Origin of the sequence: uncultured Desulfovibrio sp. (assembly GCF_910584445.1) — a bacterium.
Classification (GTDB): Bacteria; Desulfobacterota; Desulfovibrionia; order Desulfovibrionales; family Desulfovibrionaceae; genus Desulfovibrio.
Genome location: NZ_CAJUBO010000002.1, coordinates 1 through 25,493, shown reverse-complemented (window position 1 = coordinate 25,493; position 25,493 = coordinate 1). Strand labels below are relative to the sequence as shown.

General features: G+C 64.3%; 23 protein-coding genes and 1 tRNA gene. 14 read left to right on the top strand and 10 right to left on the bottom strand.

The genetic code is table 11. The features are described from left to right. Positions 1-24: 24 nt before the first annotated feature. The 3 genes from QZ294_RS01130 (at position 25) to QZ294_RS01120 (ending at position 3,632) form a co-directional block, all read left to right on the top strand. Entirely contained in the window at positions 25-1,215 is a 1,191-nt protein-coding gene (locus tag QZ294_RS01130) for a hypothetical protein (RefSeq protein ID WP_297045478.1), read from the top strand. Positions 1,216-1,264: 49 nt separating this feature from the next. After that, entirely contained in the window at positions 1,265-3,115 is a 1,851-nt protein-coding gene (locus QZ294_RS01125; protein ID WP_297045475.1) for an ABC transporter ATP-binding protein, read from the top strand. 355 nt (positions 3,116-3,470) lie between these two features. Beyond that, on the top strand, positions 3,471-3,632 hold the full coding sequence (locus QZ294_RS01120) for a hypothetical protein (RefSeq protein WP_297045472.1): 162 nt from the start codon (positions 3,471-3,473) through the stop codon (positions 3,630-3,632). A gap of 577 nt (positions 3,633-4,209) precedes the next feature. Here the strand turns inward: QZ294_RS01120 and QZ294_RS01115 are convergent. Next, positions 4,210-4,398, bottom strand: a complete 189-nt coding sequence (locus QZ294_RS01115; protein ID WP_297045470.1) for an Arm DNA-binding domain-containing protein — start codon at positions 4,396-4,398, stop codon at positions 4,210-4,212. Positions 4,399-4,570: 172 nt separating this feature from the next. After that, positions 4,571-4,655 (bottom strand) — tRNA-Leu (locus tag QZ294_RS01110). 142 nt (positions 4,656-4,797) lie between these two features. On the opposite strand from QZ294_RS01110, the gene QZ294_RS01105 reads away from it, so the two are divergent. From QZ294_RS01105 to QZ294_RS01090, 4 genes are read left to right on the top strand one after another with little or no spacing between them, the layout of a single operon-like run. Next, positions 4,798-5,853 carry a DUF1786 family protein gene (locus tag QZ294_RS01105; protein WP_297045467.1) on the top strand — a complete coding sequence of 352 codons (1,056 nt, stop codon included), beginning with the start codon at positions 4,798-4,800 and terminating at the stop codon, positions 5,851-5,853. A gap of 44 nt (positions 5,854-5,897) precedes the next feature. Beyond that, a complete protein-coding gene (locus QZ294_RS01100) occupies positions 5,898-7,196 on the top strand; it encodes a phenylacetate--CoA ligase family protein (protein ID WP_297045464.1) in 1,299 nt (432 codons plus the stop codon). Positions 7,197-7,208: 12 nt separating this feature from the next. After that, positions 7,209-7,817, top strand: a complete 609-nt coding sequence (locus QZ294_RS01095; RefSeq protein ID WP_297045461.1) for a DUF456 domain-containing protein — start codon at positions 7,209-7,211, stop codon at positions 7,815-7,817. An 8-nt stretch (positions 7,818-7,825) separates the two neighbouring features. After that, entirely contained in the window at positions 7,826-8,590 is a 765-nt protein-coding gene (locus QZ294_RS01090; RefSeq protein ID WP_297045458.1) for an RNA methyltransferase, read from the top strand. Between the two features lie 36 nt (positions 8,591-8,626). Here the strand turns inward: QZ294_RS01090 and ychF are convergent, their stop codons facing one another. Then, positions 8,627-9,730: a redox-regulated ATPase YchF gene (ychF, locus tag QZ294_RS01085; protein ID WP_297045456.1), complete on the bottom strand. Its 1,104-nt coding sequence runs from the start codon at positions 9,728-9,730 to the stop codon at positions 8,627-8,629. Positions 9,731-9,924: 194 nt separating this feature from the next. Here ychF and QZ294_RS01080 point away from each other — a divergent pair, with 194 nt between their 5' ends. The 4 genes from QZ294_RS01080 to tilS are packed head-to-tail and all read left to right on the top strand — an operon-like array spanning position 9,925 to position 13,939. Then, on the top strand, positions 9,925-10,695 hold the full coding sequence (locus QZ294_RS01080; protein ID WP_297045453.1) for a bifunctional precorrin-2 dehydrogenase/sirohydrochlorin ferrochelatase: 771 nt from the start codon (positions 9,925-9,927) through the stop codon (positions 10,693-10,695). Then, the gene (ccsA, locus tag QZ294_RS01075) at positions 10,682-11,524 is read left to right on the top strand and encodes a cytochrome c biogenesis protein CcsA (RefSeq protein ID WP_297045451.1); all 843 of its coding nucleotides are present in this window, start codon (positions 10,682-10,684) and stop codon (positions 11,522-11,524) included. The genes QZ294_RS01080 and ccsA overlap by 14 nt, the downstream gene beginning before the upstream one ends. Positions 11,525-11,533: 9 nt before the next feature. Beyond that, positions 11,534-12,832 carry a glutamyl-tRNA reductase gene (hemA, locus tag QZ294_RS01070; RefSeq protein ID WP_297045448.1) on the top strand — a complete coding sequence of 433 codons (1,299 nt, stop codon included), beginning with the start codon at positions 11,534-11,536 and terminating at the stop codon, positions 12,830-12,832. A 3-nt stretch (positions 12,833-12,835) separates the two neighbouring features. After that, positions 12,836-13,939 carry a tRNA lysidine(34) synthetase TilS gene (tilS, locus tag QZ294_RS01065; RefSeq protein ID WP_297045445.1) on the top strand — a complete coding sequence of 368 codons (1,104 nt, stop codon included), beginning with the start codon at positions 12,836-12,838 and terminating at the stop codon, positions 13,937-13,939. A gap of 480 nt (positions 13,940-14,419) precedes the next feature. On the opposite strand, the gene dxs is transcribed toward tilS, so the two are convergent. Genes dxs through ispG form a run of 7 tightly spaced genes read right to left on the bottom strand, consistent with a single transcriptional unit; the run spans position 14,420 to position 22,951 of the window. After that, positions 14,420-16,336, bottom strand: a complete 1,917-nt coding sequence (gene dxs / locus QZ294_RS01060) for a 1-deoxy-D-xylulose-5-phosphate synthase (protein WP_297045443.1) — start codon at positions 16,334-16,336, stop codon at positions 14,420-14,422. Between the two features lies 1 nt (position 16,337). Further along, positions 16,338-17,228: a polyprenyl synthetase family protein gene (locus QZ294_RS01055; protein WP_297045944.1), complete on the bottom strand. Its 891-nt coding sequence runs from the start codon at positions 17,226-17,228 to the stop codon at positions 16,338-16,340. 44 nt (positions 17,229-17,272) lie between these two features. Continuing rightward, a complete protein-coding gene (gene xseB, locus QZ294_RS01050; RefSeq protein WP_297045440.1) occupies positions 17,273-17,533 on the bottom strand; it encodes an exodeoxyribonuclease VII small subunit in 261 nt (86 codons plus the stop codon). After that, on the bottom strand, positions 17,530-18,486 hold the full coding sequence (locus tag QZ294_RS01045) for a M23 family metallopeptidase (RefSeq protein WP_297045437.1): 957 nt from the start codon (positions 18,484-18,486) through the stop codon (positions 17,530-17,532). The genes xseB and QZ294_RS01045 overlap by 4 nt, the downstream gene beginning before the upstream one ends. Then, positions 18,483-20,078 carry an exodeoxyribonuclease VII large subunit gene (gene xseA, locus QZ294_RS01040; protein WP_297045433.1) on the bottom strand — a complete coding sequence of 532 codons (1,596 nt, stop codon included), beginning with the start codon at positions 20,076-20,078 and terminating at the stop codon, positions 18,483-18,485. The genes QZ294_RS01045 and xseA overlap by 4 nt, the downstream gene beginning before the upstream one ends. Further along, positions 20,075-21,802 (bottom strand): proline--tRNA ligase, encoded by a 1,728-nt coding sequence (locus QZ294_RS01035; protein WP_297045430.1) that lies wholly within the window; start codon positions 21,800-21,802, stop codon positions 20,075-20,077. The genes xseA and QZ294_RS01035 overlap by 4 nt, the downstream gene beginning before the upstream one ends. A 54-nt stretch (positions 21,803-21,856) precedes the next feature. Then, on the bottom strand, positions 21,857-22,951 hold the full coding sequence (ispG, locus tag QZ294_RS01030) for a flavodoxin-dependent (E)-4-hydroxy-3-methylbut-2-enyl-diphosphate synthase (RefSeq protein ID WP_297045427.1): 1,095 nt from the start codon (positions 22,949-22,951) through the stop codon (positions 21,857-21,859). 435 nt (positions 22,952-23,386) lie between these two features. Here ispG and QZ294_RS01025 point away from each other — a divergent pair, with 435 nt between their 5' ends. Genes QZ294_RS01025 through QZ294_RS01015 form a run of 3 tightly spaced genes read left to right on the top strand, consistent with a single transcriptional unit; the run spans position 23,387 to position 24,998 of the window. Then, the gene (locus tag QZ294_RS01025; protein WP_297045424.1) at positions 23,387-24,076 is read left to right on the top strand and encodes a FlgO family outer membrane protein; all 690 of its coding nucleotides are present in this window, start codon (positions 23,387-23,389) and stop codon (positions 24,074-24,076) included. 35 nt (positions 24,077-24,111) lie between these two features. Next, complete coding sequence (locus QZ294_RS01020; RefSeq protein WP_297045421.1) at positions 24,112-24,381, top strand: hypothetical protein; 270 nt, start codon at positions 24,112-24,114, stop codon at positions 24,379-24,381. 8 nt (positions 24,382-24,389) lie between these two features. Further along, entirely contained in the window at positions 24,390-24,998 is a 609-nt protein-coding gene (locus QZ294_RS01015; protein ID WP_297045418.1) for a FlgO family outer membrane protein, read from the top strand. Positions 24,999-25,493: the final 495 nt, after the last annotated feature.

Sequence of the window (25,493 nt, the reverse complement as noted above, 5' to 3'; positions counted from 1 at the left end):
ATTCTATTCATTTAGAATTAATAAATGGAGATACCTATTTTGAATCTCCTATATCATTTTTATACAAAATTTAAAAAACTTCCTATATATGGAAGATCAATTTTATTTTTAATTCGTCATTGGCGTGAAATTGCAGTTTCCTTTGCGAATCGGCGCATGCTGATTTCGCGTGTACCTATGCCTGGGGAAAAAATTGTTGTCGTTCTGTTCCCTGCACATCCCTTGCGAATCACAGGTGGTCTGTTTGTACTTCTGAATCTTGCCATGATATCTCGTGAAATTTTATCCAGAGAGGGTTTTAAGGTCGTTGTAGCCTATCCTCCCCACTGGTGGGGATTGCCCTGCTACCCCTACTATCCCAACAAGGAAGGGATTTACGCATTCAGTCAGATAATGCGGCTTTTCCCCTCACCCGACACTCTGTATATCCATGTTCCAGAATGCGTCGCGACTCGTATATTCAAAAAACAAAAAAGTCGTGAAGTCCGCTGGATATACAGCGCACGACAGGTACACATCAATATCTGCAATCAAAATCCTCAACTGATGCCGACACCTCATCAACTTGATCATCTTTACAGACTCCCCTGTACACATACTCAGACAGTCGCGCACGAAGCCAGCGCCACACAGGAGTATGCGGATCGCTGGCAGATACCGCTGTTGCATCTGGGAGCTTATTACGGTTCGACATACACCTATCGCACCCATGCCGAAAAACAGAATATCATCGCCTATTCACCGGATACAAATCCACATGCGCCTGCAATCCTGGCAATGCTGCACCGTCGGTTCAAGGGATTCAGATTGTACAGTTTGGCGGGAATTCCGTACACCACATACCTGGAGGCCATCAGCCGCAGCAAGTATGTAATTTCTTTCGGCGAAGGCTGGGACGGCTATTTTTGGGAACCTTTTTTTTGTGGAACTGTCACTTGTTGCGTCAGGAGTCCACAGTTTTTTCCCGAAGAATATAATAACTTTTCAGAGAGGATATATACATCTTATGACTCTATGTTAAATAATTTAGCATCGTTGATAGAAAAATTTGAGAGCAACCCATTTGAATATGATGCACATGCTCTTGAATGCTACAATATCCTTTATGAAAGGATAGAATCCATTAAATCTCATTTTCATAATAGCGCATATCGACTTTATCGCAATGAATTTGATTTTTATCCTGTAGTCAATAAAAATACAAATCAACAGTAATGAATGTCGTATATACATATCAATTTCGTTGTAATGCTACTAATAGCGTATGCTGTGGGCTACGAGGAGACAGACCATGATGGTTGTTTCCCATTTTTTTGCCGTCTCCGGCCTTCGCCGCATCCTGCGGCTGTTGGATCGCCGCCTGCGGCTGCGGTCCGCACTGATTTTTGGCTTGATGACCGTTCAAAGTCTTCTGGAGCTGGGCTTCATCCTCACGCTCACCGGCATGGGGCTGGCTGTGGGCGATCCGGACGTCCTGCGCGAAAACATCTTTTACCGCACGCTGTTCTTTCTGCTGCCGGGACTCGGCGCATGGGCGGCGCATCCCCATAATCTGCTGCTGCTCTCGGGAATCGTGGTGGTCGCGGTCAGCGCAACCAAAAACTATATGAGCTATATCTGCGCCCGCTCCATCGCCTTGCTGGGGCAGGACATCTCCCTGGCCGTCGGCGAAGAGATCATGCGGCGCTATCTGCATATGGACTATGCCTGGCATCTTTCTCCCGCAGGGGGCAACACCTTCCAGATCATGTCATGGCGCGGCGTACTGGGCGCCATGCTGACGCATCTGCTTTCCATCTACTCGTACGCATTGACCATTCTCGTGCTGTTTCTCAGCCTTGTCGGTCACGACCCTGTGCTGACATGCCTGGTCCTCGGCATCACGGGAACCATCGGGGGCATCCTGTATGCGGTGTTGCGTAAAAATGTCGATGCAAACGCCATCGCCATTGCCGACAGCGACAGGGAAGAAAATCGCGCCCTCATGCAGGCTACCGGCGGCATCCGCGAGGTGCTCATCCATCACCAGCAGGACTACTTTCTCGAACGGATCAGAATAGGCGCATCGGCAGGGCGCCGACCCCGTTCCTTCATCAGCATTGCCGTCACGTTGCCTTCCTGGATCTTGGAGGTCACAGGCTTTGTCGTAGTCGTTCTGTCCGTTCTGTTCATGGTGCATGTGCAGCATGCGGCCCCGGCCCGTATCGCTGAGGCCCTGGCAATGCTGATCCTCACGGCCTGGCGTGTTCTGCCCTTTTTCAACCGCATTGTCAGCCTGCATATTGAGGTCCGCGCACTGTTGCCCCAGGCCAGTGCAGTACTCGAGTTGCTGGAACAACTGCGGGACACGCAATCCCGCACACCGCCGGAGCCGGACGCGGAGTTTCGTTTCCCGCAAACCATCATGCTCGAGGACATTTGCTTCCGCTACCCTGGGGCGGAAAGTAATGCCGTGGACCATATCTGCCTGACATTGCACTGCGGACAAAAAATCGGTCTCATCGGCTCCTCGGGCGGAGGCAAAAGTACCCTTGCGGGGATACTGAGCGGGCTGCTGCCACCGCAGGAAGGACGCATCCTGCTGGACGGCCGCCCCATGACGCCGTCCCAGGGGGCGGCACTTTCCCTGCACACCGGCTTTGTGCCACAAAATCCCTTTCTCTTCGCCGGAACGCTGGCCGAAAACATTGCCTTCGCCGCGGGAGGACACACTGCGGATACAGGGCGTTTGCACACGGCATGCCGTTTGGCAGCGCTTGATTTTGCAGACGCACATCCTCTGGGACTGGAACGCCCCATCGGCGCAAACGGGGAAGGTCTCTCCGGCGGACAGGCGCAACGTGTTTCCATCGCTCGTGCCTTGTACACGGAACCAAAACTGCTCATCTTTGACGAAGCCACCAGTGCCCTGGATCAGGCCAACGAAAATCTTATCCAGCAGACGCTGGATTCGTTGCCCGGGCATGTGACCTGCCTCCTTATCGCGCACAGGCTCACGACTGTCGAAAAGTGCGACAAGATCATCTGGCTTGAGCATGGCCGGATCATCATGGACGGAACGCCGGACGAGGTACTTCCCCAATATAGGGAGCGTTGCTCCTTGCCCCGTTCATGATACCTGCGTTTGACCTTGCTCACCAGATTGCGGCCATGATTGGAGATATTTATGCTTGTCATCAGCTCTCAAACTTTTGCGAATTTTCCGCGGTGGAATGCCTGGCTGAATGCCGTCTTTCTTGAGTGATACAATCAGGGCATCACTATCATATTCCCTGTCATCAAGAAAATACCCAGCAGTCATTCCTGCAACAAGTCTGCAAGCTTGCTGGCAATCCGCAACGGTATTCCGCCCCTGAAAAATCGTGCTACTCGTGTCACGTCCATTTCCGTGAAACATTTCTCCGGCAGGCGGAAGGCTCCGGCATGGACAGCGGGCCGCTTAGTGGGTATCTGTGAGGTGTGAGGCGGATATGAAAAAAGCCATCTTGAAACTCACAGCGGACACCATGCAAAAACTTGCGATTGTCGGTATCGCCCTGGGTGTCTTTCAGGAAAAAACGGACGGCATTTGGCTGGCAGGAGCTTTCCTGCTTGGCAGTTATATCCTGACAGCATGGGAGGCCAAACAATGAGCGCGTGGACGGCTTTTGCCCTTGTCGGAGTCCTGGTTTTTTGCGTAGGCGTCTGGGCCAAGTTCTTTCTCAAGTCCTGATGCCGTACTTTCCCAACGCAACCAATGGCCGCTCTCTCCGGGCGGCCTTTCTTTTGCCCTCGCGCGTGCGTACTGTTCCCCCACAATTTGCCCCGAAAATGCCCTTCAGAGCCACGAAAATAAAAAAGTCGGAATGCGCCCGGCAAGGTGAAATATGCCCGGCAGGAAGGAAATCCTGTCCCCTCCTGCCGGGGGGCTTCTCATGCTCAAAAGAACATATTGGGGTCAGTGCCCACAGTCTCAATACCCTGCGCGTTGCCTCCGGCCAGCTCCTCCGCCGCTTTCCGCGCGATTCCGCGGCAAGCTGGAGCGCGGCGGTGAACCATTCCCCGGCCGTGGGGATTTCTTCCCGCAGCGGCGGCGTCAGCGCGGCCCGGTGCATCTCGCCAAGGTCTTTGAATCCCACGGCGGGGCTGCACACGGCAGGAGGAAAGGCCCGGCTCCACCTCTGCCATGCGGCATGCCCGGCATCGTCATTGCCCGGTTCCGCGCCTCTTTTAATCCCACGGCAGGATAGACGCCGAGGGAAAGACGTTTTCCTTGCCCCCGAAACGATACTTGATACGCCACCACTTGCCCCCGCTGGGGGCAACTTCAACGTACAGACCTTCACCAGCCGCCAGCTTGTAGCGTTTTTCCCTGGGCTTGGCCGCGCGGATGGCGGTATCCGTCAATTTGAAGGGCATGGGGGCAACTCCGGCAGGGGGCAACTGTCAGCGCTTGACTTGCCCCCATTGTTGCCCCCTTTTCTCGCGGCTATCAACGGACTTTAGCGAACACAGACGAACGCTAAAAACAGAGAAAGCCCGCTTGACTCAAGGCTTTGCGGGCTTTCTCGAATGTGCGTGAAATCTTTGTTGGTGCCGAGGGCGGGACTCGAACCCGCACAGCAATTGCCACTACCCCCTCAAGATAGCGTGTCTACCAGTTCCACCACCTCGGCGTGAGGAAGATACTTAGCTTTCTTTACCAAACTTGGCAAGCATTTTTTGCGCCTTCAGCAAACTTCCCGGGCTTGCGTTGATGCAGGATTTGCGGGTATCACAGTCAGGCGGCGATTTTCCGCGCGGGAGCCGACAACGGAAATGGATGAACAAGTACACCTTTTCTTGCGGGAAACCGGACCAGTGCTCTGTCTGGACATCGGCAGCGGCACCCAAAAGGCCCTGCTGGCGCGTCCGGGACAGGAATGCGGCAACTGGCCCCGATGGATCCTGCCCTCACCGGCCCGGCTCGTGGGGCAGCGCATCCGCGAGCTGACGCTGCTCAAGAACGGCCTCTGGCTCTACGGCGGCATCATGGGCAACGGCTTTCTGGACGCGTTGCGCGGACATATTGCCGCCGGCCTGACAGCCACCGCCACTGAAGCCGCCGCCCGCGCCATTGGTGGGGTGGAGACCGTGCGCGCTCTTGGCGTCACCATCACGGAGAGCTGCCCGGCGACCTGTGTGCCCGTTCATCTGGAAGATTTCTCGCCCGGATTCTGGGACAGCCTGTTCCGGCTTTCCGCCCTGCCCCAGCCCCACATGATCCTGGCCGCCGCGCAGGATACCGGCGCGCACGCCGGGGACGAACGTCAAGAGCGCATGAAAGGCTGGGATGCCCTGCTCGCCGCGGATCCCGACCCCAGCCGCTGGATCTACCCGCAGGCTCCCGGGTCCATGGACCGTCTGCGGGCGCTCCAGTCGAAAACCGGCGGCCCCGTGGCGGACACCGCCACCTGCGCCATCCTTGGGGCGCTCTGTGACGCTGACGTGGTGGAACGCAGCTTTCGCGAAGGCATCACCATCATCAACGCGGGCAACGAGCACACCCTGGCGGCGCTGGTGTACCGGGGGCGTGTCTGCGGCCTGTATGAGCACCATACCGACCGGCGCGAGTTGCCGCTTCTGCTGGAGGACTTGCGGCAGTTGCGTCTGCGCTGGCTCCCCGCCGAGGATGTCCATGCCAGCGGCGGCCACGGGACGGCATTCGGCGAACATTGCGAGGCGGCAGGCAGCTTTGCGCCCACCTATCTGCTCGGGCCTCGCCGAAACCTTCTGTCAGGCCATGGCCGCAACATCGCACCGTACGGTGACATGCCACATGCGGGCTGTTTCGGCATCCTCCACGGCTGGGCGCAGGCGCGCCCCCACTCCTGACGTGGCGTGCCGCCACTTCTTCTCTTCTATACCAAGGATGACTGATGGACGTTTTTGATCCTGCCGAACTCTGGAGCCGTGACCACATCGCCGACACGCAGCTGACGCGCCTGAAGGGAACTGTCGCCCAGGCGCGGCGCTGCGCCTTTTACCGCCAACGGCTGGATGAAGCGGGCATTGACGCGGACGCGATCCGGAGCCTTGACGACCTTGCGCGCATCCCCTTCACCACCAAGGACGATCTGCGCTCCCAGTATCCCACGGGGCTTTTGTGCGTGCCCCAGGGCGAGATCGTTCGCATGCACTGTTCCAGCGGCACCACCGGTTCGCCAGTGGCAATCTGCCATACGCAGAACGACATCAATTCCTGGTCGGATCTCATGGCCCGCTGCATGTACATGGTTGGCGTGCGCCGCGACGATGTCTTTCAGAACATGTCGGGCTACGGCCTGTTCACGGGAGGACTGGGCATCCATTTCGGCGCGGAGCGGCTCGGCTGCATGACCATTCCCGCGGGCGCGGGCAATTCGCGGCGCCAGATCAAGCTCGCCAGGGATTTCCGCACCACGGTGGCGCACATCCTGCCTTCCTACGCGCTCATTCTCGGCGAGCATTTGCGTACCATGGGCGAGGACCCGCGCGACTTTCCCCTGCGTATCGCCCTGGTGGGCGCCGAGCCATATACGGAAGAATTCCGCCGCCGTATCGAGGAACTCTTCGCCATGAAGGCCTACAACTCCTACGGCCTTTCCGAAATGAACGGTCCCGGCGTGGGCTTTGAATGCCTGGCGCAGGACGGCCTCCACATCTGGGAGGACGCCTACATCCCCGAAATCGTGGACCCGGCCACAGGCGCCCCCATGCCTGAGGGCGAAGTGGGCGAACTCGTCATGACGAGCCTCTGCCGCCAGGGCATGCCCATCCTGCGCTACCGCACGCGCGATCTCACCCGCTTCCTCCCCGGCACCTGTTCCTGCGGGCGACAGCACCGACGCATGGACCGCATCCTCGGCCGCGCGGACGACATGTTCATCGTCAAGGGCGTCAATATCTACCCCATGCAGATTGAGGAAGTGATCATGACCTTTCCCGAAGTGGGGCAAAGCTACCTCATCCTGCTGGAGAACGACGGCTTTGGCGACGTCATGCGCGTCCAGGTGGAGATCCGCGACGAGTATTTCGTGGAAGACATGCGCGTCCTCCACAATCTGCAAAAGGTCATCGCCCAGCGCCTGCGCGACGAGATCCTCGTCACGCCGAGCGTCGAGCTGGTGGAAAGCAACAGCCTGCCCCGTACGGAGGGCAAGGCCGTACGCGTGCGCGACCTGCGCGTGAAGAAGTAGAAGAAACACGGCATGGATCTCTTTCCTCTTGCGTCTCTTCTGGCGGGAGCCTTCATCACGCTCCTCTGTTTTGTGCTGTTCCTCAATATCTTCGGGCTGCCCGCCAACTGGATCATCCTTGGCCTTGTGGCCCTCTGGAAGCTGGCGGCTCCGGCGTCCGGTTCCCTTGACGTCTGGTTCTGGGTGGTCATGGTGGGCTTCGGCCTGCTTGGCGAGGCGCTGGAACTGGGTGTCCAGGTGGTCAAGGCGCGCCATTACGGCTCCAGCTCTTCGGGAACCTTCGCCGGCATGGTGGGCGCCTTTGTGGGCGCCATCCTGCTGGCGCCGCTCTTCTGGGGCCTCGGCGCCCTGCTGGGCGCCCTCGTTGGCGCGTGGCTCGGCTGCTACGCCATGGAGCTGTATAAGGGGCGCCCCGCCAGTGAAGCCATGAATGCGGCCATGGGCGCCATGATGGGGCGCTTCCTCGGCACTGTCTGCAAATGCGGCACAGGGGCCGCCATGATCGCCCTCACCGCCCACCGCATCTGGCCTGAAGCGCCCGCGGCCGTGCCCGCCACTATGCCCGAGGCCCCGGCGGAAGTCGTCCGCCTGTTCCTGCAGGGCGCGCAGCTGTGCTGCTGAGGTGTTCCGTGCCGCTGCATGCCGTTGAAGTGGTGCTCGTCAGGACGCGCTTTCCCGAAAATATCGGCATGGCCGCCCGCGCCTGCGCCAATATGGGCTGTTCCCGCCTCTGTCTTGTGGCGCCCGAGCGCTGGGAGATCGAAAAGGCGCGTCCCCTGGCGACCCCCAAGGGCCTGCCCGTGCTCGAAGCCACGCGCGTGGTCCCCACGCTGGCGGAGGCAGTGGCAGGCAGCAGCCTTGTCATGGGCACGACCGCGCGCCTCGGCGGCTGGCGCCAAAGCGTGCTCACGGCCGACCAGGCCGGAAGCGTGGCGGCACAGGCCGTGCGCGCGGGCGATGGCATTTCGCTCGTGTTCGGTTCAGAAGACCGGGGCCTGAGCAATGAAGAGCTGCTTCTGTGCCACCGCCTCGTCACCATTCCCACAGCGGGAGAGGCAAGTTCGCTCAACCTGGCCCAGGCGGTCCTTCTCCTGCTGTACGAGTGTTCCCGCGCGCAGCGGGGCGGCACCACGGGTCCGGAAACGCCCGCGCCCGGACCCGACGGCGGGGCGCCGACCGGCGCGCGCGGCATCACCGCGGCGGAGCAGGAGCGCCTCATGGAGAATTTCAAGGCCATGCTCCTGACGCTGGACGTCCTGCACGGCGACAATCCCGAGTATTTTCTCCTGCCCTGGCGCCGGCTTTTCGGCCGCGCGCATCTGCGGCGGCACGAATACGACGCGCTCATGGGCCTGTGCCGTCAGGTACGCAACAAGCTCGGAAATGACTGCTGACGGAGCGCGCTCCGGGAGTTCCGGGAGCCGCTCCCCTCACACATTGAAGAGAAAGTGCATGACGTCCCCGTCCTGCACCACATAGTCCTTGCCCTCCACGCGCAGGACACCGTCGGCCCGGCAGGCCGCCTCGCTGGCGTGGCTCATGTAGTCGGCATACGAAATGACCTCGGCGCGGATAAAGCCGCGCTCAAAATCCGTGTGAATGACGCCCGCGGCCTGCGGCGCCTTCCAGCCCGTGCGGATGGTCCAGGCGCGCACTTCGTCCGGCCCGGCGGTGAAATAGCTGCACAGGCCCAGGGTGGCATAGCCGGTACGGATGATGCGGCCAAGACCGTTTTCCTCCACACCGTAGGAAGCCAGCAATTCCGCCTGCTCCTCGTCGGGCAGGCCCTGCAGCTCCTCTTCGAGGCGCGCGCAGATGCGGGCAAAGCCCGCGCCGCGCTCTTCCGCCAGGGCGCGGAGCCTTTCGGAGTGGGCATTGCCTTCGGCCATGGCGTCCTCATCCACATTGGCGCAATAGATGACGGGCTTGGCCGTGAGCAGGCCAAGCTCCCGCCAGGAGGTGAGAAAGGCGTCGTTGGATTCCGGCAGGGAAAAGGCAGAGGCGGGTTTGCCGGCATCGAGATGCGCGAGCAGTTCCTCCATGACCTCAGCCGCCGCTTTGGCCTCCTTGCTGCCCTTGGCGGCCTTGCGCAGACGCTCCAGACGCTTCTCCACGCTTTCCATGTCCGCCAGGAGCAGCTCCGTCTCAATGGTCTCCACATCACGGAGCGGGTCCACGCTGCCGTCCACATGGACGATATTTTCGTCCTCAAAGCAGCGCGCCACCTGCACGATGGCCGCGCATTCGCGGATATTGCCAAGGAACTGGTTGCCCAGGCCCTCTCCCTTGCTGGCGCCGCGCACCAGGCCCGCAATGTCGATGAAGTCCACCTGGGCATGGATGGTGCGCTGCGGCGTGACCTTGCGCGAGAGAGCGTCCACGCGGGCATCCGGAACGGCCACCGTGGCCTTGTTAGGCTCGATGGTGCAGAAGGGATAGTTGGCCGCCTGTGCATTCTGCGCCCGGGTCAGAGCGTTGAAAAGCGTGGATTTGCCCACATTGGGCAGCCCGACGATGCCGATGCTCAGTGCCATGACAACTCCTCTGGTTCCGGGACGATAAGGCCGCAGCAAGGCGCGTCCGCGCGCCGCCCGCAACTTCCCAGCATAGACAGGATGCCGCAAAGAGGCAAGAGAGCGTGCCCGGCCTTGCAATCGGCGCGCCCTTCTGTATGCTTGGGCGCGGCCGCGGGATGCGGCTCCGTCATAGTCATCGAGGATGAGACGCCATGCCCTTTGCCTATCCGCTCTTTCTTTCTCTCGAGGGCGAGCACTGCCTTGTGGTCGGTCTGGGTGAAGTCGGCAGGCGCAAGCTCGCCGGGTTGCTGGCCTGCGGGGTCGGTTCCGTGCTGGCGCTGGATACCTGCCAGCCGCGGACAGCGCCGGAGTCCGCTTCCGGAGCTGACGACGCGCGCCTCATCATGGCGGACGCCCGCGTGCGTCTGGAGCGCCGCGCCTGCACTCCTGATGACGTACGTGCAAGCCGCCTGGTTTTTGCCGCCACTGGCGATCCGCGCGAAAATGCGCGCATTGCCGGACTGTGCCGCGAGGCGCGGGTGCTCTGCAATTGCGCGAGCGCCCCGGAACTCGGCGACTTCGCCGTGCCCGCCGTCGCGCGCAACGGGGACCTGTGCGCCGCGCTTTCCACCGGAGGAGCAAGCCCGGCCCTGGCGCGGCAGATGCGTCACGAGCTGGAAGACTGGCTGGCTCCGCATGCGGCCCTGGCGTGGTTTCTCGGGCGGCTCAGGCCTCTGGTCCTTGCCATGGGGAACGATACGCGGCACAATAGGCAGCTGTTCCGCAAAGTGGCGGCCTCGCCGCTGGGTTCATGGCTGGCCGCGGGCGAATACGCCCGGTGCCGCGACTGGCTTGCGGCGGAGCTGCCGCCCCCCCTGGCCGCGCATGCCGCCCCGCTTGCGGAGGCGTGCGCCGAAGCGTTCCTGACGCAGGAAACTGCCCCCCGCACCGTCATTGACGGAGAATCACATGAGTTTCGCTGACCTTCTCGCGCCTGATGCCTCCACGGCCATTGCCCTGACGGTCTATGCGCTCGCGGGTGCCATCGGTCTCATGGGCATGCTGGCCCGCCGTGTCGCCTGGCGCCGGGCCGCGTGCGCGCTCGCGGGCGTGGCCTTTGTCTGCCAGACGCTCATCCTCGCGCTCGGCGCGCATGCCGCGCATCCCGGCGGCCTGACGCTCGGCGCCTATCTCCAGATGCTCGCCTGGTTCATCCTCCTGTGCGGGCTGGTGCTGTGGCTCCGCTTCCGGCAGGAGGCGCCGCTCATTTTCGCGGCGCTGCTCGGCCTTATCCTCTTTCTCATGTCCACCCCCTGGCTGGAACTGGCCGTGCCCCTGCCCGCGTCGCTCCGGGCGTCCTTTTTCGCCCTGCATATCGGCGCCCTTTTTCTCAGCCTTGGCCTGCTGACGCTGGCCTTTGCCGCCGGAGCGCTCTTCCTGTTTCTGGAACGACGCATCAAGAGCAAGCAACGCATGCGCGGCATCTGGCAGGACATGCCGGCCCTCGCCATCCTCGACAGGATCAATGCCTTCTGCGCCCTGACGGCCTTTCCCCTCTATACCGCGGGCATCGTGACGGGCCTTTTCTGGGCGCGGCCTGTCTTCGGAAGCGCCTTCACCGGCGACCCCAAGGAAGTGGTGAGCCTCCTCGTCTGGCTTCTGCTTGCCGTCCTCTTCCACAACCGGCTCGCCAATGGCTGGAAGGGCCGCAAACCGGCGCGGCTTGCCGTTTTCATCTTTCTGCTCTCGCTGTTTTCTCTCGTTGTGGTCAATGCCTTTATGGAAACGCATCACGCCTTTGTGCGCGGGTAGGCGGGGCGTATGCGGCACGACATCGTTCTTGTGGGGCTGAACCATCGCACGGCGGGCGTGGATGTGCGCGAGCGCTTCGCGCTGGCCGAGCATTGCGCCCCTGAGACCTGGGCCATTCCCTGTGGCGGCCCGGTGGCCGAGGCGCTCATCCTGTCCACCTGCAACCGCGTGGAACTGGTGGGCGTGGGCGCGGGAGGCGGAGAGATCCGCGAATGCCTGTTGCGGTCCTGGGCCAGGGCGCGGCATGCCGACCCGGAGGAACTCACGCCCTATCTGTACGAACACAGGGATATCAAGGCCGTGCGCCATCTCTTCGCCGTGGCCTCCAGCCTGGATTCCATGGTGCTGGGCGAACCGCAGATCCTGGGCCAGCTCAAGCAGGCCTACAGAAAGTCGGTGGAGAGCCATTCCACGGGCGTCATCCTCAATCGCCTCCTGCACAAGGCCTTTTCCGTGGCGAAACGCGTCCGCACGGAAACCGCCGTGGCCGCCAACGCGGTCTCCATCAGTTATGCCGCCGTGGAACTGGCCCGACGCATTTTCGGCGACATGCCCACCCACCGGGCGCTTCTGGTGGGCGCCGGCGAAATGGCGGAACTGGCGGCCATGCATCTGCTTCAGGCGGGCATCGACGAGATCGTCGTCGTCAACCGCACCCGCGAACGCGCCGTGGAGCTGGCAAAACGCTTCCATGGCCGGGCAGCCGGTTTTGACGAACTGGGCGCCCGCATCGCCGAAGCCGATATCGTCATCACATCCACCGGCTCGCCGGAACCCGTCATCCGCGCCCGCGACCTCCGTGCCGTGCTCAGGACGCGCAAGAACCGGCCCATGTTCTTCATCGACATCGCCGTTCCGCGTGACATCGACCCGGACGTCAACGGGCTGGACAACGTCTATCTGTACGACATCGACGACCTGCGCGAGGTGGTGGAAGAGAACCTCGCCGGGCGCCGTGAGGAAGCCGCCAAGGCCGAGGCCATTCTGGACGAGGAGGTGGCGCAGTTTTCCCGCTGGCTGCAAAGCCTTGAAAGCCAGCCCACCATCGTTGACCTTGTCCACAGGGGCGAACGCGCCGCCGATGAGGAACTGGCGCGGACCCTCAAACGCCTCGGTCCGCTGAACGACACGCAGCGCGCGGCCATCACGGCCATGGCCCACGCCATCGCGCACAAGCTCAATCACGCTCCCATCATGTTTCTCAAGGAAGACGGCATGGCGCGCGAGGGCGCGCCCGCCCGCGTCAGCCTGGTGCGCCGCATCTTTGCCCTCGACGCGCCGCACGGACGGCGCGGCCACGGGGAATGAGGCGTGCCCGCAGCACCCGGCCCGGCACAGCCCCGCCCTTTTCCGCCGCCCGCGCTCCAGGACCTGCCGCCGGGGGACGCCCGCCTCTGCCTCCATATCGAACGCTTCTGCCGGCGGGAGCTTGGCCTTGCTCCCGGCTCGCATCTGCTGCTCGCCCTTTCCGGCGGGGCGGATTCCACCGCGCTTGCGGTCCTGCTGCGCCTGCTTGCCCCGCGCATGGACCTGCGCCTGTCCGCCCTGAGCGTGGATCACGGCCTGCGGCCGGAAAGCCGCGGGGAGACGCGCCGGATATGCGCGCTGTGCCGGGATCTGGGCATCCCCTGCGCGATGCGCCGCGCCGATGTGGCGGCCGCGGCCACGGCATGGGGCTGCGGCCTGGAAGAGGCGGGACGCAGGGTGCGTTACGCCCTGCTGGAAGAGGAACGCGCGGCCCTGGGCGCCGACTGGATACTTCTGGGGCATCATGCGGGCGACCTGAGCGAGGATGTGCTCCTCCGGCTCACGCGGGGCGCGGGCTGGCCGGGCCTCGCGGGCATGGCGCCCCGCGATGACGCGCGCCACCTGCTCCGTCCCCTGCTCTTTACCGCCCCCGCAGCCCTGCGCGCCTTGCTGCGGCATCTCGGCATCCGCTGGAGCGAGGATGCGAGCAATGCGTCCCTCGACTATCGCCGCAACCGCCTGCGTCATGAAGTCCTGCCGCTGCTGCGGCGGGAAAATCCCGCGCTGGACAGGGGCCTTGCCACCCTGCACCGGCTGGGGAGCCTGGACGGGAACTTCTGGGAGGAAACGCTGGACCGCGCGCTGACCGCGCACCCCTGGCAGAAAGGGATGGAAAACGGCGCGCCGGCGATCACCCTGCCGCGCGCTCTGCTGGCCGCGCTCCATCCGGCGGCGCGGCTGCGCCTCTATGTCCGGGCCTGCCGCGCGCTCGGGGAGGAAAGCAGGAGGAGCGAAGGAGACAGTCACGGCCAGCCCAGGGCCGCCACCCTGTTGGCGCTGGACGCTGCCCTGCGGGAAGGACGCGGCAATACGCACTTTCAGCTTCCCGGAGCTGTGGAAGCCCTGGTGCGCGGCGGCTGCGTCCGCTTTAGGGTCTGGACCTATTAATTTTGTGACTGATGGCTTGGGATGTGGCAGCTTGTGCAATGCCACAATCATCCGTCAAAAACAGCCTTTTTTGCGCTGGCCTGACGCGTTGCGGACGATGCCCGTACCTCGCTTCGCTCGAACGGGCACGGCGCTTCGCGCCGCCTTCGGTCGCGTCACTGGACGATTTTTGTCGGTCATGTACGTGAGTACACTCCCTCCAAAAATCGTCCACTTCCTTGCCAGCGCAAAAAAAATCTTATTTTTTCGGATCCTTGCGGCGACAGCCCCCGCCCTTCGCTCCGCTTCGGGCGGCCAACGGAAAAACCTCTTTTCCTCGCTGAAAAAACCATAACGGAGTTTGAAAATATCTGCAAAACAGATATCTTTATCAGATTTCTCTGCCGTCATTTCGGCGAAAAAGCGTTGCTTTCCGCCGTATTCCGGCGCGGGCGCCAGAGCGGTTTGGATACTTTCCTTACCAAACCGCTCTAAGGCGGTTCAGCCCTCGCGGAGCAAGGCCAGCGCCGCTTCCGTCACCCCGCGCACATCCAGTCCCTGAAGGCTGCGCAACTCGGCCTGGGAGCCGTGTTCCACAAAAACATCCCCAAGGCCGAGGCGGCGGATGCGCTGCCCGCGCAACAGACCGGCATCGCTCAGATACTCAAGAACGGCTGAGGAAAAACCGCCGGCAAGCGTTCCTTCCTCCACAAAAAGCAGGCGGTCGAAACGGCGCGCCAGATCGGCAAGCTGGGCTTCGGGCAACGGCTTGAGCCAGACGGGGTCAAAAACCAGCGGGGCGCCGCCCAGCCCGGACTCGATGCGGCTCGCGGCCTTCAAGGCCGTATGCGCGCAGGGTCCCACCGCGATGATGGCAAGGCCGCTCCCCTCGCGCAGCACTTCACCGCGTCCCTCGGGGAGCGCGCGCGGCGCGCCCGTGCGCTCCACGCCCACCCCCGCGCCACGCGGATAGCGCACGCCGCAGGGACCATCCAGTTCCAGCGCGGTCTTCAGGCAATGACGGAGCATGTCCTCATTGCGCGGGGCCAGCAGGCGCATGTTCGGGACATGCCGCAGATAGGCGATGTCAAAGGCGCCGTGATGGGTGGACCCGTCCGCCCCCACCAGCCCGGCCCGGTCGATGCAGAAGGTCACGGGCAGGTTCTGCAGGCAGACGTCATGCACCACCTGGTCATAGCCGCGCTGGAGGAAGGTGGAATAGATCGCCAGCACCGGCCTGAAGCCCTGACTGGCAAGCCCCGCGGCAAAGGTCACGGCATGCTGCTCGCAGATGCCGGTATCCACAAAACGTTCCGGAAACCGGGCGCGGAATTTGTCCGTTCCCGTACCTTCGGGCATGGCCGCCGTGATGGCGATGATGCGCCTGTCCTTTTCCGCCAGTTGCACCAGTGTTTCGCCAAAAACGCTGGTAAAGCCGGGTGGCGGCGTCTGGCCCGCCGGGGCGACGGGTTCGCCCGTTTCGGGGTTGAACAGCCCCACGCCGTGAAATCTCGTGGGATCGTTTTCGGCCGGGGCGTAGCCCTTGCCCTTGCGCGTGCGGACATGCAGCAGGACAGGGCCATCCTCCACGGCTGCCGCCATTTGCAGATGACGCCGCAGGGCGGCGATGTCGTGCCCGTCCACCGGGCCGATATAGGTAAAGCGCAGCGCCTCGAAGAGCATGCCGGGCGTGAAGAAGGACTTGAAACTCCATTCGCCGCGCATGGCATAGAGCGCGAGTTTCTGGCCGATGCGCGGAATGCTCCTGAGAAAGCGCAGCACCTCGCGCCGCGTCTGCCGCACCCAGCGCCGGGAAAGGGTGCGGCTCAGGAACAGCGAAAGCGCGCCCACATTGGGCGAAATGGACATCTCGTTGTCATTGAGCACCACGATGAGCCTGCGGCCCATATGCCCCGCGAGATTGAGTCCCTCAAAGGCCTCTCCGCCTGTGAGCGATCCGTCGCCGATAACGGCGATGACATGGTGCCTGAGTCCGGCAAGGTCCCTTGCCTCGGCCATGCCCAGGGCGGCGGAGATGGATGTGGAGGAATGCCCCACCCCGAAATGGTCATAGGGGCTTTCCGCCCGGCGCGGAAAGCCGGAAAGGCCGCCAAAACGCCGCAGGCCGGAAAATTCCGCGGCCCGGCCCGTGAGCAGTTTGTGGGCATAGGCCTGATGCCCCACATCCCAGATGAGCTTGTCCCGATTCAGGTCAAATTCCGCCAGCAGGGCAAGGGTCAGTTCCACAACGCCCAGCGAGGGGGCAAGATGACCGCCGTTGGCGGCCACCGTGGTGATGATCCGTTCACGCACCTCAGCGGCAAGCCGGGCAAGTTCCGCGTCAGGCAGACCGAGCAGCTGCGCGGGATCGGTGATGTCCGCAAGACGGACGCTCCCCCGGGGAGCGCTCGCCGCCATGTCAGCAGGCCCGGCTCACGGTATAGTCCGCCAGGGCGCGCAAAAACGCCGCTTCCGGACCCGCAAGGTCCGCAAGCGCGGAGCTGGCGCGGGCGGCCTGCGCCTGGGCGAGTTCCCGGCTGGCAGCAAGGCCCACCATGGAAGGATAGGTGTTCTTGCCCTGGGCGGCGTCGCTGCCGGCGGGCTTGCCGAGAACGGCCGTATCCGCCGTGACGTCCAGAATGTCATCCGCAATCTGGAAGGCCATGCCGAGCGCCGAGCCGTACTCGCCGATGGCGTCCACCACGGCGCCGTCCGCCCCGGCAAGGAGCGCCCCGCACACGCAGGAGGCGCGGAGCAGCGCCCCGGTCTTCATGGCGTGCATGGTCTGAAGCTCCCCAAGGCTCACGGAGGGACGGCCGGTATGGATCATGTCCCATTCCTGGCCGCCGACCATGCCCGAGGAACCCGCCGCGCCCGCCAGTTCCGCAATGGCGGCGAGCAGCTCCCGGGCGGAGATGCGCGCCCGGCACATGCAGGCAAAGGCATCGGTCAGGAGTCCATCCCCGGCGAGGATGGCCGTTGCCTCGTCAAAGGCCTTGTGGTTCGACGGTTTGCCCCGGCGCAGATCGTCATCATCCATGGCGGGCAGGTCGTCATGGATGAGCGAATAGGTATGGATCATCTCAATGGCGCCGGCAAAGGGCATCACCTGTTCTTCCTCAAGCCCGCAGAGCGACGCGCAGGTGAGGCAGAGCACGGGCCGGAGCCGCTTGCCGCCCGCCTGGAGGCTGTAGAGCATGGACTCGCGGAGCCTGGGCGGCATCTCGCGGCCGTCCAGGCAGGTGGCGAGCCAGCGTTCCACGGCGGCGGCGCGCCGCGTGAGCAGTTCCTTCATGGCCGCCGGTTCCATGATTTCCGGCATGCGCGTCGCGCGTTCGGTTTCCCTGGGGGCATTCATGCGTCTTCCTCCCCGGCGTGCGTCCCGCTTCCGGCGCACGGCCTGTCCGTGAAGGGCACAGCTTCGCCCTCCTGCCAGACGGAGATCTCGTGCCGCGCCTTTTCAAGCTGTTCACGACAGAAGCGCGCGCAGGCCGCGCCTTCCTTGTACAGGGCTATTCCCTTGTCCAGGGGCTGCTGACCGTCCTCAAGCGCGGTGACGATCTCCTGAAGGCGCGCCATGGCGTCCTCGAACCGGGCGGGTTTTCTGGTCTTCATTCGTTCACGCCTCCTCGCGGCTCCTCGCGCGCAACAGGGGCAAGCAGCGGCTGCGGGTCCACGGATTCCCCCTGCACCATGAGTCCGAGATGCAGATGCGGGCCGGTAACGCGCCCGGTAGCCCCCACAAGGCCCACCACCTGACCGCGTCGCACCCGTTCCCCCGGCGTGACCAGAGGTTTGGACATGTGCAGATAGGAGCTGAACACGCCGTCCCCGTGATTGATATAGACCGCATTGCCGGAAAAATACAGGTCGTCCACCAGGGCCACCACGCCGTCGGCGCAGGCGCGGATGGGCGTGCCCTGCGCGCCGCGCAGATCAAGCCCCCGGTGCATGCCGCGCGGCTGGCCGTTAAAAACGCGCTTCATGCCGAACAGGCTGGAAACCGTCCCCGGCACCGGGCGTTCCAGCGGCAGGCTCCAGAGGCGTTCCGGCAGATGCCCCGCCAGCGCGGCGCGGACCTTCTCGCGGTCACGCCTGATGCGCGCGGCCTCTTCCGGCGGCGGAGCGACATACTTTCTGTCAACGGTGAGCCGTTGCACCGGGCGCTTGCGATCATGCAGGCGGACGGGCCGCGTGGCTTCCGGCGCGGAACAGCCCGTGCCGATGCAGGCCCCCAGGGTCAGACGGTCGGCCTTTTCCTCCAGCGGCGCCGGCAAGAGGATCTCCGCGCGCCAGACCGGCGCGCCCCCCGAGGCGTCGGGCACCTCCCGCGCGGCCACCGCATGGCGCCTGCCGCGCCAGAAAAAGTTCACCTGTTCCGCGGGCTGCGCCAACGACAGCCCGGCCACGAACGCATCGCCGCGCGCCACGCTCTCCGGCGCGGCAAGATGCGCGCGCCCGGGGGCGCACAGGACAGGCGCGCTCCATGCCAGGACGGCGGCCACCACGACCACGCCCCAGAGGGGCAGCGCCCGCTGCGGGAACGACCGTTTCCTCACTGTGCTCATTCGCGATTTCCTCTTCCGGCGCGAGATGCCCGCGCCGCTTCCACGCGCGCGGTAAGGACGCCATCGCCCAGACGCGCGCGCAGCCGGTCGCCCGGCGCAAAATCCGCAACGGAACGCGCCAGCGCCCCGTCCTCGCGGGACAGCAGGGCATAGCCGCGTTCCAGCGGCTCCAGGGGATCGCGGGCCGCCAGTGTGAGTTCCAGCCGCTCAAGCGCGACGGCGCGGGCGCCGAGCATATCGGCGGCGGCGCGCCCAAGCCGCCCTTCCAGAGCGGAAAGCGCGGCAGCGGCGGTGGTGATGCGCCGGCTGACGAGCGGGGACAAGGCCCGCGCCAGCATATCCAGCCGAAGCTCCCCCCCGCGCAGGGTCTCCCGCGTGAACGCGGAACGCCGCCGCCGTTCCAGCTCCTCCAGAAGGCGCGCCTTTTCTTCCCACCATCGGCGCGTGCCTCCCGCCAGCGCGGCATCCAGCACAGAAAGGCGCTCGCCGAGGCGCTCCAGCCGCCGGACAGGCGAAGCCCAGGCAAGGCCACGCGCAAGCGTGTCCAGCGCATGCGCCGCCCGCTCAAGACGCAGCGCCATGGCCCGGCCGAGCGCCATTTCCAGATCGTCCAGGCCCTGACGCAATTCCGCCCGCAGCGGCCAGAGCAACTGCGCCGCGTGGGACGGCGTGGCCGCGCGCTGATCCGCCGTGAGATCCGCCAGGCTCACGTCCACCTCGTGCCCGATGCCCGCCAGCACCGGAAGCCGGGAACGGAAAACCGCCTCCGCCACGGGAAGCTCGTTGAACGCCCAGAGGTCTTCCAGCGAGCCGCCGCCCCGGATGAGGACGATGACCTCCGCCCAGCCCTGCGCGTTGGACTCTTCCAGTGCGGCCACGATCTCGGGCACCGCCCGTTCCCCCTGGACGGAAACGGGAAACAGCCGGATCTCGGCGGCACAGCCGCGCGCCTGCGCCAGCTCGAGAAAATCATGGATGGCCGCGCCGCCCGGCGAGGTGAGCAGGGCCACACGCCGCGGGTTCCAGGGCAGCTTGCGCTTGCGCCCCGGCGCAAAATAGCCCGCCTGCGCCAGTTGCCGCTTGCGTTCTTCAAAGGCTTGGGCCAGCAGCCCGGCGCCTGCCGGCTGGACGAACTCCACCACCAGCTGATACTGGCCGCGCGGGGCATAGACGCTGACGCGCCCCGCGCACAGGAGTTCCCGTCCGTTGGCGAGCGCCGCCAGCGGCGACGGGCGGGGAGCGTCGAAGACCTCGCCCGTGAGCGGGTCGAAGTTGCGCGTTTCCCGCTGGCGGCTGCGGAACCAGACGCACTGGAGCTGCGCCTCCGCGTCCTTGAGGCTGAAATACACATGGCCCGAGGCCGGACGCGAGAGATTGCTCACCTCGCCGCGCACCCAGACAAAGGGATAGCGCGTTTCCAGCGTGCGGCGCAGGCGCTCGGTCAAAGCCCTGACGGAGAGGATGCCCTCCGGCTCCATGCCGGGGGATGCGTCGCCGCCGGGAGACTGCGTCTTTTTCTCCTCCGCGGTGCCGCCCCCGCCGTCCATTTCCCGCATCTCGCGCGCCGCCATGCCGCCGCACTGCCGCGTCACGCGCGGGCGGCCCACCCCTGGCGCACGGTTTCCGCCCAGGCGGCAAAGGCCTCCGCAAAGCCGTCGAGCGGCAGCTCGGTCTTTTCACCGCTCCTGCGGTCCTTGCATTCCACCACGCCGCGCGCCAGCCCCTTGCCGCCGAGCACGAGCTGGAGCGGGATGCCGAGCAGGTCGGCATCCTTGAACTTGACGCCGGGCCGTTCCTCGCGGTCGTCCAGGAGGGTGTCCACTCCCATCTTTTCCAGGGCGGCGTACACGTCCCCGGCCCTGGCCGAAACATCGGCGTCGCGCGGGTCAAGGTTGAGCAGGATGCAGTCGAACGGCGCCACCGGCGGCGGGAAGACGATGCCCGCCTCGTCGTGGTTCTGCTCGATGGCCGCCGCGGCCACGCGCGAAACGCCGATGCCGTAGCAGCCCATGATCATGAGCTTTTCCTTGCCGTTCTCATCCAGGAACGCCGCGTGCATGCTGGAGCTGTACTTGAGGCCGAGCATGAAGATGTGCCCCACCTCGATGCCCCGCGTGAGCGAGAGACGGCCGCCGCAACGCGGGCAGACATCGCCCTCGATGACCTCGCGCAGGTCGGCCCAGGCGGTGATGTTCGCGTCACGGTTCAGGTCCACATTACGCAGGTGGGCATCACCCTTGTTGGCCCCGGTGACGTAGCCGGTGGCGCCCTGAAGCTCCAGGTCGGCATAGACGGGCAGCCGCAGGCCCACAGGCCCGGCAAAGCCCAGGGGCGCCTGGGTCAGCGCCTCCACCGCCGCCGAGGCGGCAAGCTCCACGTTCTGGGCCTTGAGCAGGTTCTTGAGCTTGACCGGGTTGACCTCCCTGTCGCCGCGCACGAGCACGGCCACGGTTTCGCCGTCAACGCTGAAGAGCATGGTCTTGACCAGTTGCCGGGCCGGAATGCCGAGCATGGCCGTCACTTCTTCCACCGTATGCGCGCCGGGGGTCGCCACGGTCTCCATGTCCGGGCAGGCATCGGTGCAAGGCTCGCCCTTCCAGACGGACTCCGCGCGCTCCACATTGGCCGCGTATTCGCAGGAATCGCAGACGGCGATGGTGTCCTCGCCGGTATCGGCGAGGACCATGAACTCGTGCGAGAAGTTGCCGCCGATGGAGCCGGTGTCCGCCTCCACGGCGCGGAAGCGCAGGCCCAGCCGCGTGAAGATGCGGACATAGGCGTCATACATGAGCTGATAGCTTTTCTGGGCGCCTTCCATGTCCGCATCGAAGGAATAGGCGTCCTTCATGAGAAACTCGCGCCCGCGCATGAGGCCGAAGCGGGGCCGTATCTCGTCACGGAACTTGGTCTGTATCTGGTACAGGCGCACCGGAAGCTGACGATAGGAGCGCACCTCGCCGCGCACCAGGTCGGTAATGACTTCCTCATGCGTGGGGCCGAGGCAGTATTCGCGCTCGTTGCGGTCACGGAAGCGGAGCAGCTCCTTGCCGTAATGCTCCCAGCGGCCGGTCTCCTTCCAGAGGTCCGCCGGCTGGACCATGGGCAGGAGCAGCTCCTGAAAGCCCGCGGCGTCCATCTCCTCACGGATGACGTTGGCGATCTTGCCGATGACCTTAAGCCCGAGCGGCAGATAGATATAAAGCCCGGAGGTCAGGCGGCGCACCATGCCGGCGCGCAGCAAAAGCTTGTGGCTGACGACCTCGGCATCCGCCGGGCTTTCCTTGAGCGTGGGGATATAACAGGAGCTGAAACGCATGTTGGTCCTTTCCGGAGCTGGATGTTAGGGGCCGGAGGGAGGGAGACCGCCGGCTCATGCCGGTCCCGCGCCACGAACGGCGCGATTTTCGTCGCCATCGAGAAGCTGCTGAAGCTCTTCCATGAACGCCGCCAGAAGGGCTTCCTGCCCGCGCGCCACGCGCACGACCTCGCCCTTGCGGAAAATGATGCCCTTGTCACGCCCCCCGGCAAGGCCGATATCGGCCTCCCGCGCTTCGCCGGGTCCGTTGACCACGCAGCCCATGACCGCCACCCTGATGGGGGCGGCGGTTCCGGCAAGGCGCTCTTCCACGGCGCGGAGCAGGGCAAAAAGATCTATCTCCGTCCGGCCGCAGGTAGGGCAGGAAATAAGTTCCGGCCCGCGCGCGCGCAGGCCCAGCGCGCGCAGGATCTCCCACGCCACGGCGACCTCCTCGACGGGGTCGGCGGTGAGCGAAACGCGGAGGGTGTCGCCGATGCCTTCATGCAAAAGGATGCCCAGCCCCACGGCGGACTTGACCGTGCCGCGCATGGAGCCGCCCGCCTCGGTGACGCCGATGTGCAGCGGGCAATCGCAGACCGCGCGCATGCGCCGGTAGGCCGCAATGGTGTCCAGCACGGAGGACGACTTGAGCGAGACCTTGACGTTGAAAAAACCACGCCGCTCCAGCAGGCGCAAATGCCCCAGCGCGCTTTCCACCAGGGCCTCGGGGCAGGGGCCGCCGAAGCGCGCGAGCAGCGGCTTTTCCAGCGAGCCGCCGTTGACGCCGATGCGTATCGCCGCCCCGTGGGCCTTGGCCGCGTCCACCACGCGGTCCACATGGGCCGCTGGCCCGATATTGCCGGGGTTGATCCGCAACCCTTCAAGACCGGACTCAAGCGCGGCGACGGCAAGCCGGTGGTCAAAATGGATATCCGCGATGAGCGGCACGGGCGAACCCTCGCGGATGGCGGGCAGCGCCCGCACGGCGGATTCGTCGGGCACAGCCACGCGCACCGCCTCGCACCCGGCCGCCGCAAGGCGGCGGATCTGGGCCACAGTGGCCGCGGCATCGCGGGTGTCGGTATTGGTCATGCTCTGCACCATGACAGGCGCGCCGCCGCCGATACGCAACGTGCCGAGCCGCACCTCGCGGCTGTTCCCGCCCATACAGGACCCCGCCTCCCTGCTGCTGGTGTGCGCCTGCAAAGGCAGGCATTACATTTGCGGCGGCGCGGCCGCCGTGAGTGAGCGAAAAACCACGTTCTTCCGCGAACGTTCCCGCAAAGATTCCGCGCAGGATCTTTGCGCTCAGGCACCGGGGGCGCGCTGACGCGCGGAAAATCCTGCCGCCGCGGCGGGCCATGCCCCTGCTGCGCGCAGCCGCCCGACAGGAGCGGCACGCCGTCTTTCCGGCGGCGGCCATTGACAAAGCTGGAACCTACGCTATTTCCGTGGGCAAGCCAAGCCCGTTTTTGGAATATATCTTGCAGAGTTTTTTGCGACAGCGTGCGCCCCGGCACGAACGGCCCGGCGGAACGCCTCAAGTTTCCGCCCACGGTGCCGATATAACGTACGAGCCTGTCCCCGCACGGTGAGGTCGTCATGGAGAATCGGTTTCGTCTCGCGCTTTTCGGCATTTTTCTGCTCGCCCTTCTGGCCGGGTGCAGCTCCAGGGGCACGCCCAATGACGCCGGATATGTGAATGCGGTGGAGCTTAAGCTCAAATGCCGCGAGCTGGCGGACCAGATGCTTGCCACCGTGCCCAACGACGCCCTCCAGGGCTTTGTGGCGATGCCCACCTCGTTTGTGGACGAAAACAATACGTCGCGTTCCTCGCCGCTGGGGCGCCTCATGGCGGAATCCATGTTCTATGAATTCAACCAGCGGGGCTTTCCCACGCGCGAATACCGGCTGACCGGGAATATCTCCGTGGTGGGCGGCCGCGACGACCTCGCCCTCGTCGCCAACCAGATCGTGCCGACGCAGGGGCAGAAATGGGCGGCGCTGGTGGTGGGCACCTACTATGTGGACAAGGACGCCACCTTCGTCAATGTGCGCCTTGTCCGGGCGTCTGACGGACTCGTGCTGCGGACGGGCCAGCTCGTTCTGGTCAACACGCCCGTGGTCGCCCGCATGGGCAAGAGCGACCCCCCGGCAGCGCCCCCCCCGGCAACGTCCGCCGCCGCGGCAAAGCCGGCGGCGCCGCGCATCAGCGGCGGACTCTACGGGCCGCTTTCGTCCCCGGCGGATTCGTTGCGCAGCTGCTCCATCAGGATCGTTCAGGGCAAATGATTGGGAAACGACAGTCAGGATCACCGGAAATCGCCATGCGAATGCTTCTGCCTTTCCTCCTCGTGGCGCTGTTTGCGCTTCCCCTTTCCGGCTGCGGCGCGCGGGAGAACACGCGCGTCGAGCGCGGACCCAACGCCACCTGGGAATATGTGGAACAGGCCCGGGAATATCGTGAAGAAGGCCGCCTTGAACTGGCGCGGCAAAGCTATGTGCTCGCCCTTTCCCTCTGCCGGAACGATGCGGACCTCGCCATCATCAAACGCGAACTTGCCGGTGTGGAGCTGATGATCCGCACCATGCGCTGAGGTACGCCATGTGCCGCATTCTTGTCATCATCCTCGTGCTCGCCGCCCTGCTCTTTCCCCTTGCCGCCGCTGCGGGCAATGTGCCCCGCGCCGGCGAGGACATCGCCGACCAGCTCGATGAGCAGCTCATGATGCGCTATGCGGGAACCAGCGAGGACGTGAGCAAAAAAGAGCTGCGCGCGCTCGCGCGCTCGCGCATCCTCATCATGGGCACCACCCCGGCCAGCATCAACGATCTGGAACAGGCAAACCCGCTGGCCCGCCAGATGCTGGAGGAAGTCTCCAGCGCCCTTGTGGACAAGGGCTACCGCTATGAGGAGCTGCGGAAAGGCAAGGATATCCGTTTCGACAGGCGCACCGGCGAGTTCATCCTCACCCGGTCCGTGCCCAGGCTCGCCGGCAGAAAAGGCATCGGCCAGGCCATTCTTGCCGGGACCTACGTCATCAGCGGCGAACAGGTGCGCTTCACCATGAGCCTCATCACCACCACGGGCAACGAGGTGATCGCCAAGGCCACGGGAACGGTGCCCATCACGCCGGACCTGATGCCCCTGCTGCAGGAAAACATGCCCGCGGGCAGCGGCCTGAAGCCCAGCGTCTATACCCGCCTCCAGTGACTGCGGGGGGCGCCGACGCCTGCCATGGCAGGGAGAAAGAGTTTCCTGGCGCGAACCTTGCATACAAACACGCGGGGGCATAACGCCGCCGGGATACTGACCGATGAGAAGAAGGAAGCCCCCCGCCCGGACGGGCATGTCGGCGGATCCACGACGCGGACAGGCATGAGGTATCATGATGCACGATCCACACCGTCATAGTGCTTCCGGCGTCCACGACACGCGGAATGCTTCGCTGTTGTGTACGATTCTTGCTATATACACACATTAACACCGCGTTTTAACAGCCTTCCCGCGCCGCTTCCGCCAGTGGGCGCGGGTTTCTCCTCCGGGCTGCGCCCTGCCGTCTCCGTAGCATCCTGTCTTCCCGGAATCATTGCTGAAATCCTGCACTGTCGCGCGTCCTTCGCCGCTGCTGAAGGGGGCGCGTGATGGTCTCCCTCAACACCAATATGCTGGCTGCCAACACGGCCGGAAACCTGAAAAACAGCTACT